The sequence below is a fragment of the Arthrobacter sp. 2RAF6 genome (assembly GCF_052115205.1).
In the GTDB taxonomy this organism is placed as follows: domain Bacteria; phylum Actinomycetota; class Actinomycetes; order Actinomycetales; family Micrococcaceae; genus Arthrobacter.
This window is the reverse complement of record NZ_JBFRGF010000045.1, coordinates 1-18,214: the sequence shown is the minus strand read 5'-3', so window position 1 is coordinate 18,214 and position 18,214 is coordinate 1. Positions and strand designations below refer to the sequence as shown.

14 protein-coding genes and 1 pseudogene are annotated in these 18,214 nt (G+C 64.6%); 10 read left to right on the top strand and 5 right to left on the bottom strand.

Annotation, left to right across the window (positions count from 1 at the left end; translation table 11 throughout):
* The first annotated feature begins 148 nt into the window (after positions 1 to 148).
* The 4 genes from AB4Z38_RS22310 to AB4Z38_RS22295 all read left to right on the top strand — a co-directional run bounded on the left by AB4Z38_RS22310 (position 149) and on the right by AB4Z38_RS22295 (position 5,288).
* On the top strand, positions 149 to 1,639 hold the full coding sequence (locus AB4Z38_RS22310) for an alpha,alpha-trehalose-phosphate synthase (UDP-forming) (RefSeq protein WP_441431723.1): 1,491 nt from the start codon (positions 149 to 151) through the stop codon (positions 1,637 to 1,639).
* Entirely contained in the window at positions 1,629 to 2,453 is an 825-nt protein-coding gene (gene otsB / locus AB4Z38_RS22305; RefSeq protein ID WP_441431722.1) for a trehalose-phosphatase, read from the top strand. Before AB4Z38_RS22310 ends, otsB begins: the two co-directional genes overlap by 11 nt.
* Positions 2,454 to 2,647: 194 nt before the next feature.
* Entirely contained in the window at positions 2,648 to 3,730 is a 1,083-nt protein-coding gene (locus AB4Z38_RS22300) for an ABC transporter ATP-binding protein (RefSeq protein ID WP_234751365.1), read from the top strand.
* Between the two features lie 148 nt (positions 3,731 to 3,878).
* Positions 3,879 to 5,288 carry a DUF4032 domain-containing protein gene (locus tag AB4Z38_RS22295; protein WP_441431721.1) on the top strand — a complete coding sequence of 470 codons (1,410 nt, stop codon included), beginning with the start codon at positions 3,879 to 3,881 and terminating at the stop codon, positions 5,286 to 5,288.
* A gap of 9 nt (positions 5,289 to 5,297) precedes the next feature.
* On the opposite strand, the gene AB4Z38_RS22290 is transcribed toward AB4Z38_RS22295, so the two are convergent.
* Positions 5,298 to 5,969 (bottom strand): GntR family transcriptional regulator, encoded by a 672-nt coding sequence (locus tag AB4Z38_RS22290; RefSeq protein WP_441431720.1) that lies wholly within the window; start codon positions 5,967 to 5,969, stop codon positions 5,298 to 5,300.
* 236 nt (positions 5,970 to 6,205) lie between these two features.
* Here AB4Z38_RS22290 and AB4Z38_RS22285 point away from each other — a divergent pair, with 236 nt between their 5' ends.
* The 6 genes from AB4Z38_RS22285 (at position 6,206) to AB4Z38_RS22260 (ending at position 13,465) form a co-directional block, all read left to right on the top strand.
* Positions 6,206 to 7,249 (top strand): ABC transporter permease, encoded by a 1,044-nt coding sequence (locus AB4Z38_RS22285; protein WP_441431719.1) that lies wholly within the window; start codon positions 6,206 to 6,208, stop codon positions 7,247 to 7,249.
* A gap of 42 nt (positions 7,250 to 7,291) precedes the next feature.
* Positions 7,292 to 9,016 (top strand): ABC transporter substrate-binding protein, encoded by a 1,725-nt coding sequence (locus tag AB4Z38_RS22280; RefSeq protein WP_441431718.1) that lies wholly within the window; start codon positions 7,292 to 7,294, stop codon positions 9,014 to 9,016.
* Between the two features lie 101 nt (positions 9,017 to 9,117).
* Complete coding sequence (locus AB4Z38_RS22275) at positions 9,118 to 10,119, top strand: ABC transporter permease (RefSeq protein ID WP_441431717.1); 1,002 nt, start codon at positions 9,118 to 9,120, stop codon at positions 10,117 to 10,119.
* Complete coding sequence (locus AB4Z38_RS22270) at positions 10,116 to 11,183, top strand: ABC transporter ATP-binding protein (protein WP_441431716.1); 1,068 nt, start codon at positions 10,116 to 10,118, stop codon at positions 11,181 to 11,183. Before AB4Z38_RS22275 ends, AB4Z38_RS22270 begins: the two co-directional genes overlap by 4 nt.
* 8 nt (positions 11,184 to 11,191) lie before the next feature.
* Complete coding sequence (locus AB4Z38_RS22265) at positions 11,192 to 12,214, top strand: ABC transporter ATP-binding protein (protein ID WP_441431715.1); 1,023 nt, start codon at positions 11,192 to 11,194, stop codon at positions 12,212 to 12,214.
* 24 nt (positions 12,215 to 12,238) lie between these two features.
* Positions 12,239 to 13,465, top strand: a complete 1,227-nt coding sequence (locus AB4Z38_RS22260; protein WP_441431714.1) for an amidohydrolase family protein — start codon at positions 12,239 to 12,241, stop codon at positions 13,463 to 13,465.
* A 253-nt stretch (positions 13,466 to 13,718) separates the two neighbouring features.
* Here AB4Z38_RS22260 and AB4Z38_RS22255 read toward each other — a convergent pair whose 3' ends face one another.
* From AB4Z38_RS22255 to AB4Z38_RS22240, 4 genes and pseudogenes are all read right to left on the bottom strand, one after another.
* Positions 13,719 to 15,020 (bottom strand): MFS transporter, encoded by a 1,302-nt coding sequence (locus AB4Z38_RS22255; RefSeq protein ID WP_441431713.1) that lies wholly within the window; start codon positions 15,018 to 15,020, stop codon positions 13,719 to 13,721.
* 132 nt (positions 15,021 to 15,152) lie between these two features.
* Positions 15,153 to 16,571 (bottom strand): FAD-binding oxidoreductase, encoded by a 1,419-nt coding sequence (locus tag AB4Z38_RS22250; protein ID WP_441431740.1) that lies wholly within the window; start codon positions 16,569 to 16,571, stop codon positions 15,153 to 15,155.
* A gap of 54 nt (positions 16,572 to 16,625) precedes the next feature.
* Positions 16,626 to 16,919 (bottom strand): annotated as a pseudogene (locus tag AB4Z38_RS22245) (GNAT family N-acetyltransferase); the annotation flags it as partial.
* A gap of 145 nt (positions 16,920 to 17,064) precedes the next feature.
* Positions 17,065 to 17,559: a hypothetical protein gene (locus AB4Z38_RS22240; protein WP_441431712.1), complete on the bottom strand. Its 495-nt coding sequence runs from the start codon at positions 17,557 to 17,559 to the stop codon at positions 17,065 to 17,067.
* Between the last annotated feature and the right edge of the window lie 655 nt (positions 17,560 to 18,214).

The following is an 18,214-nucleotide window of genomic DNA, read 5'->3' as shown; positions in this document are numbered from 1 at the left end:
TCTAGCTTTGGCAACGGGGCCAGTTTACGGGAGAAGACTGGCAGCTTTGCTGGGGTCTTCGACTCCAGTCTGAGGAACGAGCAAGTGTCCTTGATGATTCCCGCCGGTAGGGTGGGAGATGAGTCACAGGCAACCCCAGGGGGCAGCAATGCAAGAAACGGCAAGCGAAAAAATCGACAGCGCACCCGAAGGCAATCAGGCTCCAAAGGCCCGGAAACACGATTTCATGGTGGTCTCGAACCGCCTTCCGGTGGACCGTTGCTCCAGCGATGACGCGGAAAACAACGACGACGGATGGCGTCGCTCTCCCGGTGGCCTGGTGACCGCCCTCGCGCCGATGATGACCAAGACCGACGGCGCGTGGGTCGGCTGGCATGGCGCCCCGGACGAGCCCCTTGAGCCTTTCAGCCACGAAGGCATGGACCTGGTTCCTGTCGAACTCAGCACGGACGATGTTGAGCTCTATTACGAAGGCTTCTCCAATGCCACCCTCTGGCCGCTCTATCACGACGTCATTGCCCCGCCGGAGTTCCACCGCACCTGGTGGGACAGCTACCGCCGGGTCAACCGCAGGTTCGCCGACGCCGTCATCCAGTACGCGGACCACGGAGCCACTGTGTGGGTGCAGGACTACCAGCTCCAGCTCGTGCCGAGCATGCTCCGCCAGGCGCGCCCGGACCTGCGGATCGGTTTCTTCAACCACATCCCGTTCCCGCCCCCGGAGATCTTCGCCCAACTTCCGTGGCGCCAGGCCATTATCGAAGGCCTGCTCGGCGCTGACCTGGTCGGTTTCCAGCGCCCCAGTGACGCGGCGAACTTCATGCGATCGGCCCGCCGCTTCATCGGCGCCAGCGTCAAGCAGCAGCAGATCCACGTCAAGGGACCGGATGGCCGGATCACCCATATTGCCCGCGCACAGGCCTTCCCGATCTCCATCGCCGTGGATCAGATCAGCGAACTCGCGGGGCGCCCTGACATCATCGAGCGTGCCCGGCAGATCCGCCAGGACCTCGGCAACCCCAAAACGATCCTCCTGGGCGTGGACCGCCTCGACTACACCAAGGGCATCCCCCACCGCTTGAAGGCCTTCGAGGAACTCCTCAAGGAAGGACGGCTCACCGTGGAGGACGCCACGCTGATCCAGGTCGCGAGCCCGAGCCGCGAGCGCGTGCGGCAGTACAGGCTCCTGCGCGAGGAAATTGAAGGCACCGTGGGCCACATCAACGGCAGCTACGACACGATGCAGAACACCGCCGTTCGCTACCTCCACCACAGCTACCCGATCGAGGAGATGGTGGCCCTGTACCTTGCGGCCGACGTCATGCTGGTGACGGCATTGCGCGACGGCATGAACCTCGTGGCCAAGGAGTACGTCACAGCCCGGACCAACAACACGGGCGCATTGGTCCTCAGCGAGTTCACTGGCGCGGCCGATCAACTCAAGCAAGCACTCCTCATGAATCCGCACGACATCGACGGACTCAAGAACACGATCATGAGGGCCGTGCACCTGCCCCCGAACGAATCCCGCCGCCGGATGAAGTCCATGCGCAAACAAATCCTCGACCACGACGTCGATCATTGGTCCGCCGAATTCCTCGCGGCCCTGGCAGAAATCGTGGTGCGCGATGACTCCTGAGACAGCAGCCACTCCCCCGCTGAGCCTGCCACCCGAACTGCTCGACGCCGTCCGCAGGATCGCAGGAACCGATCACCTTCTGGTGGCCATGGACTTTGACGGCACTATCTCCCCGATCGTGGACCACGCCGACGCCGCGCGCCCGCTCCAACGCTCAGCCGCCGCTTTCGCTGAACTCGCCAAACTTCCGAGGACGACGACGGCGCTCATCTCCGGGCGGGCACTGGCCAGCCTCCGGGCGGTCGCCTCGCCTCCTGAGGCCACGCTGCTGATAGGCAGCCATGGCGCGGAGGCCTGGATGGGCCCCGGCTCGGCGGAGCTTCGGCTCGACGACGCCCAAAGGAAACTCCTCGCCGAAGTCCGAGAGGTCCTGGCCGGAATCTCGCAGGAAGCTCCCGGGACCGTCCTCGAGGACAAGCCCGCCGGCGTCGTACTCCACACCCGGCGTGCTGCCGATGACGTGGCGGAGGACGCCGTCGCGGCCGCGCGGGCGGTCCTTGAAGGCCGACCAGGAGTCTTCCTCAAGAACGGCAAGCGGGTCCTCGAGACCTCCGTGGTGCATTCCTCCAAAGGGGAGGCTGTCGAGTTCCTGCGCCAGGCCACCTCCGCCACCGGGATCCTTTTTGCCGGTGACGACGTGACGGACGAGGACGCGATCGCCAGGCTTGGCGCCGGCGACGTCGGGGTGAAGGTCGGACTGGATTTCACCCAGGCCGAGTTCCGCGTCGAGGCTCCTGTCCACGTCGCCGAACTCCTGGAGGCGGTCCTTCGCGAGCGTCGCCGGGAGGTCTCGGGAGACTCATCTCACATGTGACATTCGTAACATTTAGGCGAATAAGCCGAGGTGCTGCCATACTCTTGGTTGTGATGTGGCGCACAACAACCGTGCGGCGTCACTCAGTCTCCCTTGCCCGGGCCCAGCTCGGGGCGGGGAGTCCAACTGAATAAACATGAACCATTCACAACGGATCGTCCGGCACGTACCTGCCGGTGAAGGGATTGATAACTGTGGCAACAGTTACTTTTGATAACGCTACGCGTCTGTACCCGGGCACAGATAAGCCCGCCGTCGATAAGCTCAACATCGACATCGCCGATGGCGAATTCCTGGTCCTCGTTGGACCCTCCGGTTGCGGTAAGTCCACCTCGCTGCGCATGCTCGCAGGCCTCGAGGACGTGAACTCCGGCCGCATTCTGATCGGTGACCGCGACGTCACGGACGTTCCGCCGAAGGACCGCGACATCGCAATGGTCTTCCAGAACTACGCCCTGTACCCGCACATGACGGTTGCGGACAACATGGGCTTCGCACTCAAGATCGCCGGCGTCTCCAAGGAAGAGCGCGCTGAGCGTGTCCGCGAAGCAGCCAAGCTTCTTGACCTCGAGCTTTACCTGGACCGCAAGCCGAAGGCACTGTCCGGTGGCCAGCGCCAGCGCGTTGCCATGGGCCGCGCAATCGTCCGTAACCCACAGGTCTTCCTCATGGATGAGCCCCTTTCGAACTTGGACGCCAAGCTCCGTGTCCAGACCCGTACCCAGATCGCGTCCCTGACCCGCCGCCTCGGCGTCACCACGGTCTACGTGACCCACGACCAGGTCGAGGCCATGACCATGGGCGACCGCGTTGCCGTTCTCAAGGACGGCCTGCTGCAGCAGGTAGACACCCCGCGCAACCTGTACGACCGTCCGAAGAACGTCTTCGTTGCCGGCTTCATCGGCTCCCCCGCCATGAACCTGCTGGAACTGCCCGTCGTCGACGGCGGCGTCCAGTTCGGTGGCACCGTCTACCCGGTCCCGCACGATGTCCTCGAAGAGGCACACGGCAAGACCGTCACGCTCGGTTCCCGTCCGGAAGACCTCGAGACCGTTGGTGCCGGCGAAGGCCTCGAAGTTGAGGTTGACGTCGTCGAAGAGCTCGGTGCTGACGCCTACGTCTACGGCCACACCACGCTTGATGGCAAGAGCCACGACATCGTGGCCCGCGTCGACGGCCGCCGCCCGCCGATGAAGGGCGAGTCCATCTTCGTTCGTCCGCAGTCGGGCCACGTGCACTTGTTCGACACCAAGTCGGGCCTGCGCCTGGGCGACTAATCCCCACCAGCCCCCTAACCTCGCTCCGCTTCGGTTAGGGAACCCTGCTGGCGTGGGCCCAGCTCACCGCATTACCGACGGCGGCCCTTCCGAGTGGACGGGCCGCCGTCGTCGTTAACAGCAGCCTCCATACGGAAGAATTGACCCCATGACCGAGCAAAGCGGTGCCAAGTGGCATGACGAACCCACCGACTACGCGCAGATCGGCAAACTCCCGCGCACCGAGGCTGCCAGTGCCAATGACATCGCGCCACCGGCGAGTGTGATCGGATCCCTCAACATCACCGCAGCAGCAGCGGATCCCGAGCTCCTGGATCTGCCGTGGCACATCGCCCTCGAGGACTGGCCTGCCGCGAACCTGGCCGCCCTGCCCCGCGGTATTTCCCGGCATATCGTGCGTTTCGCTCACCTGGCCGGTTCCGTCATCGCCATCAAGGAAACGTCCGAGCACGTTGCCCGGCACGAGTATCACATGCTCCGCAAGCTGGCACGGATGGATGTGCCATGCGTCGAGCCGGTTGCGGTCATCACCGGCCGTACCACGATTGACGGCAACCCGCTGAACCCCGTGCTGGTCACCCGGCACCTCAAGTTCTCCATGCCGTACCGGGCGCTCTTCTCCCAGATGCTGCGCCGGGACACCCTGACAAGACTCATCGACGCCCAGGCGCTGCTTCTGGTGCGCCTGCACCTGATCGGTTTCTATTGGGGCGACGTTTCCTTGTCCAACACCTTGTTCCGCCGCGACGCCGGCGCGTTCGCTGCCTACCTCGTAGACGCCGAGACCGGCGAGCTGTACCCGGATCTGTCGGTAGGCCAGCGCGAGTACGATCTGGAGATCGCCCGCGTCAACATCGCCGGGGAACTCATGGACCTGCTCGAAGGCGGCCTCATCGAGGAGAAGGTGGACCCTGTGGCGACGTCGGAGCTCATCATGGACTCGTACCGCCGTCTTTGGGCCGAACTCACCGAAAAGGAATCGTTCGAGCTCGGGGAACGCTGGCGCGTGGGAGCGCGCATCCGCCGCCTCAACGAACTCGGCTTCGACGTCGAGGAATACGCCATCAAGACCACCGCGGACGGCTCCACCATCCAGCTACAGCCCAAGGTCGTCGACGCCGGCCACCACCAGCGGCGACTGCTCCGCCTCACGGGCCTGGATGCCCAGGAGAACCAGGCCCGCCGGCTGCTCAATGACATGGATTCATTCCGGGCGGACAACAACCCGGACATGGATGAAGAAATCAGTGCCCACACCTGGGTCAGCCAGATCTTCGAGCCCATCGTCCGGTCCATCCCGCGCGACCTCGCAGGCAAGCTTGAGCCGGCGGAAGTGGTCCACGAAGTCCTCGAACACCGTTGGTACATGAGCCAGAAGCAGGACAGCCACATCCCCTTGGCGGAAGCCGTGCAGTCCTACTTGGACACCGTGCTGCGCCACCGGCGTGACGAGGCTGCCATCATGCTCAATCCGGACACGGCGTTGCTCAAGATCCTTGAAGCCGAAACCGAGGAATCACGGTACGACGAGGACGAATACCCGGATTCGGACGACTAGCGAGAGGGTTTAGGGCTCCAGCGTCTCCGCGAGTCCCTTAAGCACGGGTTCGCGCCCGAGCTCGATGTGGGAGTACGCCAGCGTGTAGGCGAGATCGGCCTTGCCGCCGAGGATGGCGTTGCACAGTTCCATGTGCTCGTCGCGCTGGAGTTCGTTGCTGCGGTTGTGGGCCAGCCCGAAGATCCAGCGCATGCGCCCAAACAGCGGTTTGACCGATTCGATGAGCAGCCGGTTGCCTGACAGCCGGACGATTTCGGCGTGGAACGCCGCACTGAGGCGTACGACGTCGTCGGTCCGGTCGTCGTCGATCGCTTGCCTCGTGTCGTCGAGGAGTTCCTGCAAGCGACCACCCGGTTCGCCCGCCGCGACGCGGACGGCCGCCATGCGGGCCGCGAACGTTTCCAGGCAGAGCCGCACGTCGAAGAGTTCGTTGACGTCGGCGAGTGTCAATTGGCGCACCACGGCGCCCCGGCGGGGGAAGGTTTCCACGAAACCATCCTGCTCAAGGCGTTGGATGGCTTCCCGCACAGGGATTCGTGAAACGTTGTAAAGCTCGGAGAGCTCCCGCTCGCGCAGCCGGACGCCCTGCTCGTATCTCCCCGCAACGATTCCTTCAAGAACCAGCTGGTAGACCTGTTCGGCCCGGGCTTCGTCATCGCGGCCAGTCAGCGTTTCGGGCATCGGCTTCGGCCACCCTTCCCTTCCCCATCGTCTTGCATTCCACCCGAGCATACACGGGCGGAAACGGCTCCGGGCCGTTGCCTCCGCGTTCACGGCGATTCCTTTCAAGAGTGACTTGTTTCACGAAATTTAGCTGTTTGGTATTCCAGATAGCGCAATATTTGTGATTTACATCCCATCAAACGTGCTCTACTCTATTTTTGGTATACAAAAATCCGGAGCTTACTCCTTGGATCATGAATCGAGCACCCCCGTTGACCCAGCTACAGTCCACCGTCGAAGCTACGGCTGCGAGTCCATCACCCAGCACGTCCCCGAATAGACCCACCGCCGAGGCGCGGTCGCTCCTGGCCACGGCCTGGTTGCGGATCCGCCGGAGCAAGATTGCCTTGTTGAGCCTCTGCGTGGTGGCGGCCATCGTGTTGTTCGCCGTCCTCGGCCCGCTGCTCAGTGCCATGTCCGGCAACGATCCATTCACGTCCAACACGAGCCCCGAGGTCCTGGACGACCTCCAGACTCCCGGGTTGCCGCTCCCCGGATACATGTACCCCTCGGCAAGCCATTGGCTGGGCGTGGAACCCGGCCTGGGCCGTGACCTGTTTGCACGCCTCGCCTACGGTGGCCAGGTATCCCTCACCATTGCCCTGCTGTCCACTGCGGTCTCGGTGGTACTGGGAACCGTGATCGGTGCAGCCGCGGGCTACTTCGGCGGCAAAACGGACGCCATCATCAGCCGGATCATGGATCTCTTCCTCGCCTTCCCGCACCTCTTGCTGGTCCTTTCGCTGACACCCATCCTGCAGTCACGGCTCCGGGACACCCCTCTGGGCCAAGGCAGCTTCCTCCCCATGGCTTCGCTCGTGATCATCCTGGGCTTCTTCGGCTGGGCATACCTCGCCCGCATCGTCCGCGGTCAGGTGCTCAGCCTCCGCGAGCGCGAGTTCGTCGAGGCTGCCCGGTCCTTCGGCGCCTCGCACTTGAGCGTGCTGTTCCGGCAGATCATTCCCAACGTCATGGGCGTCGTGCTGGTCTACGCCACTATGCTCATCCCCACGAATATCTCCGCGGAAGCCGCGCTGTCCTTCCTTGGCGTCGGCGTCAAGGACCCCACGCCGTCGTGGGGCCAGATGCTCAACGCCGCCCAATCCGGCAACTGGTACCTCAGCGATCCCTGGTTCCTGGCAGTCCCCGGCGCCATGCTCATCGTCACCGTCCTGGCGTTCAACCTGCTCGGCGACGCCGTCCGGGATGCCCTGGACCCCAAGGCATCGCGCCACTAATCCCCCTTCATGTCCGTTCCACCCACCCCTATGAGGAGCACAATGAATACCCCCACCAGAGCGCTGGCCCTTGCCGTGCTGATCGCCACCGCCGCCACAGGCTGCGCGGCGGGACAGAACCAGCCCGGAACTGCCGCCACCGGCGCTTCGGGCACCGAGCAGGCTCCCGAAGTGGTCAAGCCCGGTTTCACCACCAAGGGCGGCAACATCAACGTCCTGATGTCGTCGGACTTCCAGACCCTGGACCCGGGCAACAGCAACTACGTCCAGACGGCCAACGTCGGCCAGCTGTACTACAGGAACCTCACCATGGCGAAGGAGACGGCCGGCCAGCCGCCCACCATCGTTCCGGACCTCGCCACGGACACCGGCCAGGTGTCCAAAGACGGACTCACCTGGACGTTCACCCTCCAGAAGGGCGTCAAGTTCGAAGACGGCCGCCCCATCACCTCCGCCGATGTCAAGTACGGCATCGAACGCACGTTCGCCCAAGACGTTTACACCCAGGCCCCGCAGGAGCTCAACGCAGCGCTCGACGCCGGCGGCTACAAGGGGCCGTACAAGGATCGCTCCGCTGACCTCAAGGCCGTTGAAACGCCCGACGAACGCACCATCGTCTTCCACTTGAAGAAGCCGTTCGCCGAGTTCCCGGCTCTGGCCTCCCGTTCCAACACCTCGCCTGTCCCGAAGGACAAGGACACCAAGCTGGACTACACCAACCACCCGGTGTCATCGGGCCCGTACATGGTTGATTCGTACAGCCGCGGAAAGTCGCTCAAACTGGTGCGCAACCCGAACTGGGATCCGTCCACCGACCCCAACCGCTCGGCACTTCCGGACACGTTCAGCTTCTCGCTCTCCACTTCGCAGGCCACCATCAGCCAGCAGCTCCTGGCCAATTCCGACCCCAATGCCCTCACCTTGGACTCCAACGGTGCGCTGCAGACCTCGGATTCAGCCAAGCTCGCCGATGCCCAGGTCAAAGACCGTGTTGCATCGGGACTGCTTGGCTGCAACGACGTCCTCAGCCTCAACACCGAGAAGATCTCCGATCCCGATGTCCGCAAGGCGATCGCCCTGGCCCTGGACCGTCAGTCCATTCTGGTCCAGTACGGCGGACGTCGCTTCGGTGAACTCACCCAGACCCCGCTCAACGCCAAGATGCGCGGCTACGTAGCCCAGGACCTGGAGATCGACCCCGCCGGCAAGCCCAAGCTGGAGGAAGCCAAGAAGCTCCTCGAAGGCAAGAACTACCCGAAGACCCTCACCTACGGGTACGCCAACAACCGGGACGCCTACAAGAACACGGGCACCGTGATCCAGCAGAACCTCAAGGCCTTGGGCATCGATGTCCAGCTCGTCCCGATCCCGGCTCCGAACTACTACTCCGTCCTGGCCAGTGACCAGCTGCCGGACATTGCACGTTCGGGCTGGTGCGGCGGCGCCGACCCCGCGTCGGTGCGTACGTCAGCCGATCCCATCCTCGGACCGAACAACGACGGCACCAGCTACGGTTTCTCCAACACTTCGCGCTACTTCGATCCGCAGATTTCGAAGGCCATGTTCGAGCTCCGGAACACGGCCGGGACTTCGGAAGAACTCGGCAAGAAGTGGTCTGAGGAGTTCGGCAAGGCCCTGAAGACCTACCCGATCATCCCGCTCGTCCGTAGCCACACCAACAGCGTGGTGGGCTCCAACATCCGCAATGCCCAAGTGGGCTACTTCTTCGGCGGTATCGACCTCTCGATCGTCGGCGTCGAGCACTAACCAGGCCTAATACACACAACCCGGCCTTTTCACACCAATCAGGCCAGCCCAGAAGGGAGGCGGGCCGTCCGGCGACTACCGGGCGGCCCGCAACCAGCACCATGATCAGATTCATCTTTCGCCGGACAGGCTCCCTGATCCTGCTTCTCGTAGCCGTCAGCTTCATCACCTTCACGCTTTTCCAGCTTGGACCTGCCGATCCTGCGTCGGCCGCTTGCGGCCAGGAGTGCACTCCCGAACGCATCGCGGAAGCCCGCGTGGCCCTCGGCATGGACCATCCTTTCCTGATCCAGTACATCGACTACATGCGCGGTTTGGTCTCGCCGCGGATGATCGGTGCTCCCGGAGCCGAGTCGATCTGCCAGTGGCCATGCCTCGGCAAATCGTTCCAAACCAATGAAAACGTCTCGGACATCATCGCCCGTTCCTTGCCCTACACGCTCTCCATGGCGGTCGGCGCGCTCGTGCTCTGGACCGTTTCCGGCGTCGGGCTCGGTTTGCTGGCCGCCCTTCGCAAGGGATCCGCCACGGACAAGTTCATCGTCGGCGCAGCGTCCGTTGGTGTCTCGCTGCCTATCCCCGTCACCGGCCTGTTTCTGTTGCTGGTTTTCGTCAACCAGTTGCACCTCCTGCCCTTCACGACGAACGAGATCAACAGCCCCTTTGGTCCGCACGGTCCGGGGGCCTGGGTGCTCAACTACTTCCTGCCCTGGGTTGCCCTCGCGGTGCTTTTCAGCGCGGCGTACATCCGGGTCACCCGGACCAACATGATCGAGACCTTCAGCGAGGACTTCATCCGCACGGCCCGTGCCAAGGGCTTGGCGCCCCGAACCGTGACGTTCAAGCACGGCGTCCGGGCCGGTATCACTCCTGTCGTGACCATGCTTGGCATGGACATCGGGCTGCTCCTCGGCGGAGCTGTCCTCACTGAGCAGATCTTCTCCGTCCCGGGACTCGGTTTCACGGCAGTCCGGGCTGCCATTTCCGGCGACCTCCCCGTCACCATGGCCATCACCATGCTGGCCGCTTTCTTCGTCATCGTCGCGAATGTCGTTGTCGACCTCGCCTACGCTGCCATCGATCCCCGAGTGAGGCTCCAATGACCCAGCTCCAACCCAGTCCGGCCGGTCAGCCTGCCGCGGGGGCCACGCAGCCGGCTACGCGAACCGGCCCCTTCCTGGACGTCCGCAACCTTTCGGTGAAGTTCCCCACCGACGACGGCCTTGTCTCGGCCGTCAACGGGATGGATTTCTCCTTGGAGCGCGGGCAGACCCTCGGCATCGTCGGAGAATCCGGGTCAGGCAAGTCGGTCACCAGCCAGGCGCTCATGGGACTGCTCAAGGGAACCTCCGCCCGGGTCACCGGCCAGGCGTTGTTCCAGGGCAAGGACCTTGTCACGCTGCCCGAGTCCGGCATGCGGCAGCTTCGCGGCCGGAACATCGGCATGATCTTCCAGGATCCGCTCTCTGCCCTGCATCCCTTCTACACCGTGGGTCATCAGATCGCCGAGGCCTTCCTCGTCCACAACAAGGCGAGCAAGAAGCAGGCCCGCACAGCCGCCGTCGACATGCTCGGAAGGGTGGGCATTCCCAGCCCCGAACAGCGCTACGACGAATACCCGCATCATTTCTCCGGGGGCATGCGCCAACGCGCCATGATCGCCATGGCCTTGATATGCGAGCCGGAACTGCTCATCGCGGACGAACCCACCACCGCCCTGGACGTCACCGTGCAGGCACAGATCCTGGACCTCATGTCCGAGCTCCAGGAAGAAACGAACTCGGCCCTCATCCTCATCACCCACGATCTTGGCGTCGTGGCCGAAGTGTGCGATTCCGTGCTGGTCATGTATGGCGGGCAGTGCGTCGAATCGGGACCCGTGGACGAGATCTTCTACGACACACAGCACCCCTACACCCTGGGCCTGCTCAAATCGATGCCCACGCTGGGCAGTTCCTCGGGCAGGCTCAACCCCATTCCCGGCCAGCCGCCGTCGCTCCTTGACCTCCCGAAGGGCTGCATTTTCAGCGCACGGTGTGAATACGCAGCCCTCGCCGGCGACGGCGTGTGCGCGAGCCAGCGGCCGGAGCTCGTGGTCGAGGGCGGCCACGGTAAGCGCTGCCACTTGAGCGGCCCCCAGATCGTCACCATTCGGAATACGCGTTAGGACCCGTCATGGACACGCAGGCAATTCTCCAGGTGGAGAACCTCCAGAAGCATTTCCCCATCAAAGGCGGGCTGTTCTCCCCGAAAGGATCCAAGACAGTCAAAGCGGTCGACGGCGTCTCGTTCAGTCTCGCGCGCGGCCAGACTTTGGGGCTCGTGGGTGAGTCCGGCTGCGGAAAGTCGACCACAGGACGCATGGTCGCGCGGCTCTTGGATCCCACGGGCGGGAGGATCCTGATCGACGGCGTGGACATCAGCCGGCTGGGCGGCCGCGATCTGTACAACTTCCGCCGCAAAGTCCAGATGATCTTCCAGGACCCTTTCGCCTCGCTCAATCCACGGCAAACCGTGGGCACGGCCATCGCGGCGCCGATGCTGGCGCAAAAGATCAACCCGGCCGGCGGCCTCAAGAACCGGGTCAAGGAACTCCTCGAGCAAGTGGGCCTCAAACCCGAGCACTACAACCGTTTCCCGCACGAGTTCTCCGGCGGACAGCGCCAGCGCGTGGGAATCGCGCGCGCCATCTCGCTGAACCCCTCCGTGATTGTGTGCGACGAACCCGTATCTGCCCTCGATGTCTCAGTACAAGCGCAAGTGGTCAACTTGCTGCAGGAGATCCAGCGGGACACCGGAGTGGCATACATCTTCATCGCGCACGATCTTTCGGTGGTCCGACATATCTCGCATGAGGTGGCGGTGATGTACCTCGGCAAGATCGTGGAACAAGGAGCCCGCGAGGAATTGTTCCGTGATCCCCAGCATCCCTACACGCAAGCGCTCCTGTCCGCGGTGCCCATGCCGGATCCCCGGGCAGCCCGCCAGCAGCAAAAGATCCGGCTCCGGGGAGATCTACCCTCGCCGGCAAACCCTCCCAGCGGTTGCGTCTTCCGCACCCGGTGTCCGTTGTTCGGCACCTTGGGCGCGGAACAGCAGCAACGCTGCATCAGCGAAATCCCCCTACCAGCCAGCGCCGCCGCCCCGGCTTGCCATCACGCAGGTCTGGAATCTGCGGCCTTCGCTGGTGTGCAATAGATCCCATATAAAAGGAGCAATACATTGAACACCCTGATTCGCGCCGTCCGCCCCTGGGGACAAGCGTTGAGCGACGTCCTCATTACGGACGGCAAGATCACCGGAGTCGAACCCCATGACCCTGCACGAGCCGTTCCTGGCGACGCAACCGTCGTCGAGGGCCGCGGCCGTCTCCTCGTGCCGTCGTTCTCGGACGTCCATGTGCACCTGGATTCCACCCGCATCGGGCTGCCGTTCCGCGAACACACCGGCGGCCCTGGGGTGTGGACCATGATGATGAACGATCGGCAGAACTGGCGCAACGCCGAGGTTCCACTGCAGGAACGGGTCAACAACACCCTCGGACGGATGATCGCGCGCGGCACCACGCGCGTCCGTTCCTATGCCCAGATCGACGTCGATTGCCGTCTTGAGCGTTTCGATGCCGTGATGGCCGCCAAGGAGCAATTCAAAGGCCAGGCCGACGTCGACATCATCGCGTTCCCGCAGGCCGGCCTCCTCCTCGAGGACGGCACCGTGCCCCTCATGGACCAGGCCCTCAAGGCCGGCGCCAATGTCATGGGCGGCATCGATCCATGCAGCCTCGACCGCGACCCCGCCCGGCACCTGGACATCGTCTTCGGACTGGCCGAAAAGTACCAGGTCCCCATTGATATCCACCTCCACGAGCCCGGCGAGCTCGGTGTCTTCAGCACTGACCTGGTGATCGAGCGCACCCGCGCACTGGGGATGCAGGGCAAGGTCACCATGTCCCACGCGTACCAGCTGGGCAGCGTCTCCGAGGCCACCACGCGCCGCCTCATCGACGAGTTCGCCGAGCTGGACATCTCCATGGCGTCCGTGGCGCCGGGCTCCGCCGGCGTGGCGGGCCAGCTGCCCATCCCGCTGGTCGCCGAAGCCGGCGTCCGCATGGGCTTGGGCGAGGACGGCCAGCGCGACTACTGGTCCCCCTACGGCAACACGGACATGCTCGACCGTACGTGGCAGCTCGCTTTCACCCACGGCTTCCGCAAGGACGAGCTCATCGAGCACTGCCTCGCGATCGCCACCGTGGGCGGCGCCAGCATCCTTGACCCGTCCGCCACCCGCCTGAAAGGCACGGCACACCGCCCGGGCGTCGAGGTCGGCGATCCCGCCGAACTCCTGCTGCTCGACGGCGAATCGGTCGCCTCCGCCGTCATGGACCGCGGCACCGACCGCACGGTGATCCACCGCGGCAAGGTCGTGGCAGAGCAGCTCGAGCTCATCTAATTCCGCGCAAAAAGTGGCCGCGTATGCCCAACTAGTCCCCACCGCCACCCTCGCCTCGCAAGTCCCCACCGGCTCCCAGCCTTCGCAAGCTCAGGCAGGGACCCTCGCCGGTGTGGCCCCACGGCCAGGGAACCCTGGCGGCGCGGGCCCACGCATTTGTCGTTATGTGGGCTCATAACGACAACTACTGCAAGTCAGACGGGCCGAGTGGGAGGCCCGTGCGTGGTTTGGTTTGCGCCCTGCCCCATTGGGCTTAGCGCCCGACGGCGGCGGGCTCGCCAAGGTGCTCGGTCTCGGCCGCTGCCACGGACACCGCGCGCCCGCGCACCGCGAGGAAACCGGCAACTGCGAGCAGCACCGCTTCCGCCGCCAAGGCCCAAAAGGAAGCGTCCCAGCCGCCGGACCACTCATGCAGGAATCCCGCCCCCAAAGGCCCCAGGGAGGCCAACGCGAAGCCCAAGCCCTGGCTCATGGCAGACAGGCTGCCGGCGCTCTCCGGCCCTGCCGAGCGGATGACGACCAACGCCATTCCCAGCCCGAACCCGGCGCTCTGGACGATCCCCAACAGGCCGACCATGAGGAATTGCAAAGCTACGGGCGCCGTCAAGACTCCTATCAAAGCCGCCGCGACGAGCAGTCCCAGGCCGGGCGCCATAACCTTCAGGACCGCGCGACGCCCCGCGAGAACGGGGGCCAGCAGGCTCGCGGGCAGCCCTGCGACGCTGAACCACGCCAAGAGCCCTGCTGCGTCGGCCGCGGTCTGGCCCTTCGACACCAGGAACACCGCGAGCCACGAGGTCACGGCGAAATACAGCATGGCTTGCAGCCCGAAGAAAGCGGTCACGGCCCAGGCCGTCCGCTGCTTCCGCAGCGGAATGATGCCGGCTTCGCTCACGGCGCCGCCCGCCGTCGTCGTCTCCTGTAAACCAGCGCCCGGCGCCGCTCCGCCGGTCCCGTCCGGGCGTCCGGCTGTTTGACCGGTGCGGTGGATCAACGCGGCCCCTAGCAAGGCGGGAACGGCCCAGACGGCCAGTGCCCAGGCGAGGCTTCCGCCGAGCGCTTGCTGCAGCGGCTGGACGAGTCCCGCGCCAAGCGCCGCGCCCAGCCCGAAGCCCATGGTGCACAGCCCCGTCCACCACCCGGTACCGCGGTTGGCCTTGACGATCTGCGGCACAAGCACGCTGGCGGTCATGATGGATGCTCCTACGAGGAACGTTCCGGGCAGCAACAGTCCGGGCACGAGCACGCGGGCAAGCAGCGCGGCGGCCAATGCCACGAGCGCCGCCGCCACGGCCCTGCCAGTGCCCAGGCGACGGGCCAGCCACGGACCGCAAGGAGCCGAGACCCCGAAAGCAAGTACAGGCAAGGCGCCAAGCAGCGGCAGCAAGTGCGCGTCGAGCCCGAACCCGGCTTGCAGCTGCCCCATGGTGCCGGCGATCGTCGTAATGGCCGGACGAAGGTTGATGGAGACAAGCGCCAGTGCAACGAGTACCCAGGCGGTCCTTCGAGCGGCGCACGCGGAAGTACCGCGGCGCGGCGGGCGTACTTGTCCCATGATTGCCTCCCTGAAATCTGATTTGGTATACCAAATAAGATTATGGGTATCGTGAATCAAAGTAAACTGGCGCGAAAATGGTATCCGAGTGTGACGCTGGATCTTGGTGATCAGATTTGGAATACCAGAGGCTTAGATGGCCTTGCCAGGGTTGAGGATTCCGGCCGGGTCGAAGAGCTCTTTGATGCGGTGCTGCAACTCGCGGATTGGCCCGGGCTGCTCAAGCCCAAGCCAGCGCAGCTTGTACTGCCCCACCCCGTGCTCGCCGGTGATGGTTCCGCCCATCTCCAGCGCGGCGTCGATGGAGTCGTCCAGGGCCTTGTTGAGGCGGGACATGGCATCGGCGTCCACTTCCGTGTCCACACGATCCACCCAGAAGGTGGGGTGCAGGTTGCCATCGCCGGCATGCGCCACCACCTTGAGCCGGACATCGTGGGTAACGGCCATGGCCTCGAGCGCGGCCACGTAGTCGACAAGCCGCGACCTCGGAACGGCGACGTCCTCACCTACCCGGTATTCGTTGTCCACTTCGTCGCCCCGACTCGAGCGCCGCATGTCGATGAGGCGCTCGGCTTCCGCATTCGATTCCGCCGTCACCGTGGCGCCCCCGGCCGCGAGCACTTCCCGCACCAGCGCTGCCTCCGCAGCAGCTCCGAAACCGTCTGTCTGGATCAGCAGCAGCGCGTGCCCGCGTTCTCCGAGATCCGAACCGTACAGTTCGTCGAGCTGGGCCAGCGTACCGGCGTCGAGCATTTCCATGATGGCGGGCTGAACGCGCGCCTTTCCGACCGCAAGGACTCCCGCAGCGGCACCGCGGAAGTCCGGATAGAACGCCGCCATTGTCTGTACCTCGCGGGGCAGGTAGCGCAGGCGTACCGTCACGCCCACCACGATTCCCAGCGTGCCCTCGGAGCCCACAAACAGTGCCGTGAGATCGTAGCCAGCGACGCCTTTGAAGGTCTGGTGCCCTGTGTGGATGATCGAGCCATCGGCCAGGACGACGTCGAGCGCCAGCACCGAGTCCCTGGTCACGCCGTACTTGGCGCAGCGCAAGCCGCCGGCGTTCGTGGCCACATTGCCGCCGATCGTGGACATTTTGTAGCTCGCGGGGTCCGGCGCGTACATGAGGCCGTGTTCAGCCGCCGCCGCGTTCAGGTCAGCGTTCACCACGCCAGGTTCGACGACGGCGGTCTCGTCGTCCGCGTTGAGCTGCAGGATGCGGTTCATGCGTTCCAGGCTGAGCACGATGCACCCTTGGCTGGCATGGGCGCCGCCGGAAACCCCGGTGCCGGCGCCGCGGGCGACAATCGACACCCCGTGCTTGGCGCAACTACGCACTACGTGCTGCACGTCTTCAACGGATTCGGCGAACACCACAGCCACAGGCAGCTGCAAGTCCAGGACTGGTCCCAGGTCTGCCGCATAGCGCGTTCGCGTCGGTTCGCCGACGGCGACTTGCCCCGGAGCAAGGGCGGCCGCTAGCTCATCGAGGAACCCGCCGGGGCTTTTTCTTTGGCGGATCGGCCCGGAGGGCGGAATCCGGCGGGCCATGACAATTTCCATCCTGGCTTTGTCCTGCGGATACGGCCGGCTGGCGCCGGTGTATTCAAATCCGTGCCGCTCGTAGAACGCCTTGGCACGGGCGTTGTCCTCGTGGACCCCCAGTTCGATCACGCCGGCTCCAAGCTCGGTGCCGGCCACGGCGCAAGCTTCATCAAGCAACTGGTCAGCCAGTCCGAGGCCGCGTTGTTCAGGTGCCACGTAGACGCTGATCAGCATGGCTTGCAGCGTCTCGGAAGGGTCCTGTGGCTGCTTGATGACCACGCGCATGAGTCCATTGATCCGGCTGCCGTCCGCACCGTCATCCGCCACGAGGGTAACGCTCGAGTCGCTCGACATCGTGGCTGCCCGCTCTTGCCATTGAGTGTCAGTCTGGCGCCGAGCGGCTGCCAGGCTCTCCACGTAGGCCATCGGGGTGTCCGACAGCATTTCCAACCGGACGTCGCGAAGCAACCGCCAGTCGGCCGCTTGGAGACGACGGATTCTATTCACTTCCGCCGCCCATGAACCGGACATAGCGCTCAAGAACTCCGGGCCAGTCAGCCGCGTAGTCGGCACGGGTTTGCGCGGGGTGTTCGGCGCCTTCCCAGCCGTCGTGCACCAGGCGAACCTCCGTACCCCCGTCAACCGCGCGGAAGGCCAGGCGAAGTTCAGTGGACCACATCGCGGTGCTGCCCGGATACCAGCTCGCATGGAAGGACAATGGCGGCTGCCAATCGTCGATCGTCCCCCATATCGAAGTACGGCCGTCGTCAGCCGTCTCCAGGATCAAATTCTCCTCGAACTCAACGTGCGAGCCTGCCCCGTAGACGCTGTGGTCCTCCATCGGCCACCAGAGATGCGGGTGATCAGTGAAGCCCATGAAGGCATGCGCCACCGGCGAAGGCACGACGACGGTGCACACTACGGGATCCAGCTCACCGGATTGCTCAGGTTGGGGTTCGGAGTCCGGCGCGAGGTGACTAAAGAGGCTCTCCATGTGCACCAACTTTACCGCCCAGCGAAGCGCCCGACTCCGGCCCCAACCTGCTCCCCCTCCAACGCCCGCTCACATATACCCGGTCCCGGCCGGACGCCCGCTCACATATACCCGGTCCCGGCGGGACGCCCGCTCACGTATGGCGTGTCCCGGCGGGACGCCCGCTCACATATACCCGGTCCCGGCCGGACGCCCGCTCACTTATGGCGTGTCCCGGCCGGACGCCCGCTCACATATACCCGGTCCCGGCCGGACGCCCGCTCACATATACCCGGTCCCGGCCGGACGCCCGCTCACATATACCCGGTCCCGGCCGGACGCCCGCTCACTTATGGCGTGTCCCGGCCGGACGCCCGCTCACTTATGGCCGGCTTTCGCTGGACGCTCCCTCAGCTATGGCGTGTTCCGGGTGGACACTCACTTTTGCTGGCTCTTCGCCGGTGAGGGTGGCTCCCCGGGGGTGCCGCATTTCTGATGGAGGGTTGGGGGCGGCGCATATGTGAGCCGGCCCCTCATCGTCAAGCTGGTTGTGAGTCATTCATTACCTGTTGATTGAAGGAGCCGGCGATGGCCGTTGATAACAAGGGTTTTACGCGTGAAGAGATCCGTGAGTTCATGCATGAGTACTATTTGCAGCCGCACGGGACGAGGAAGG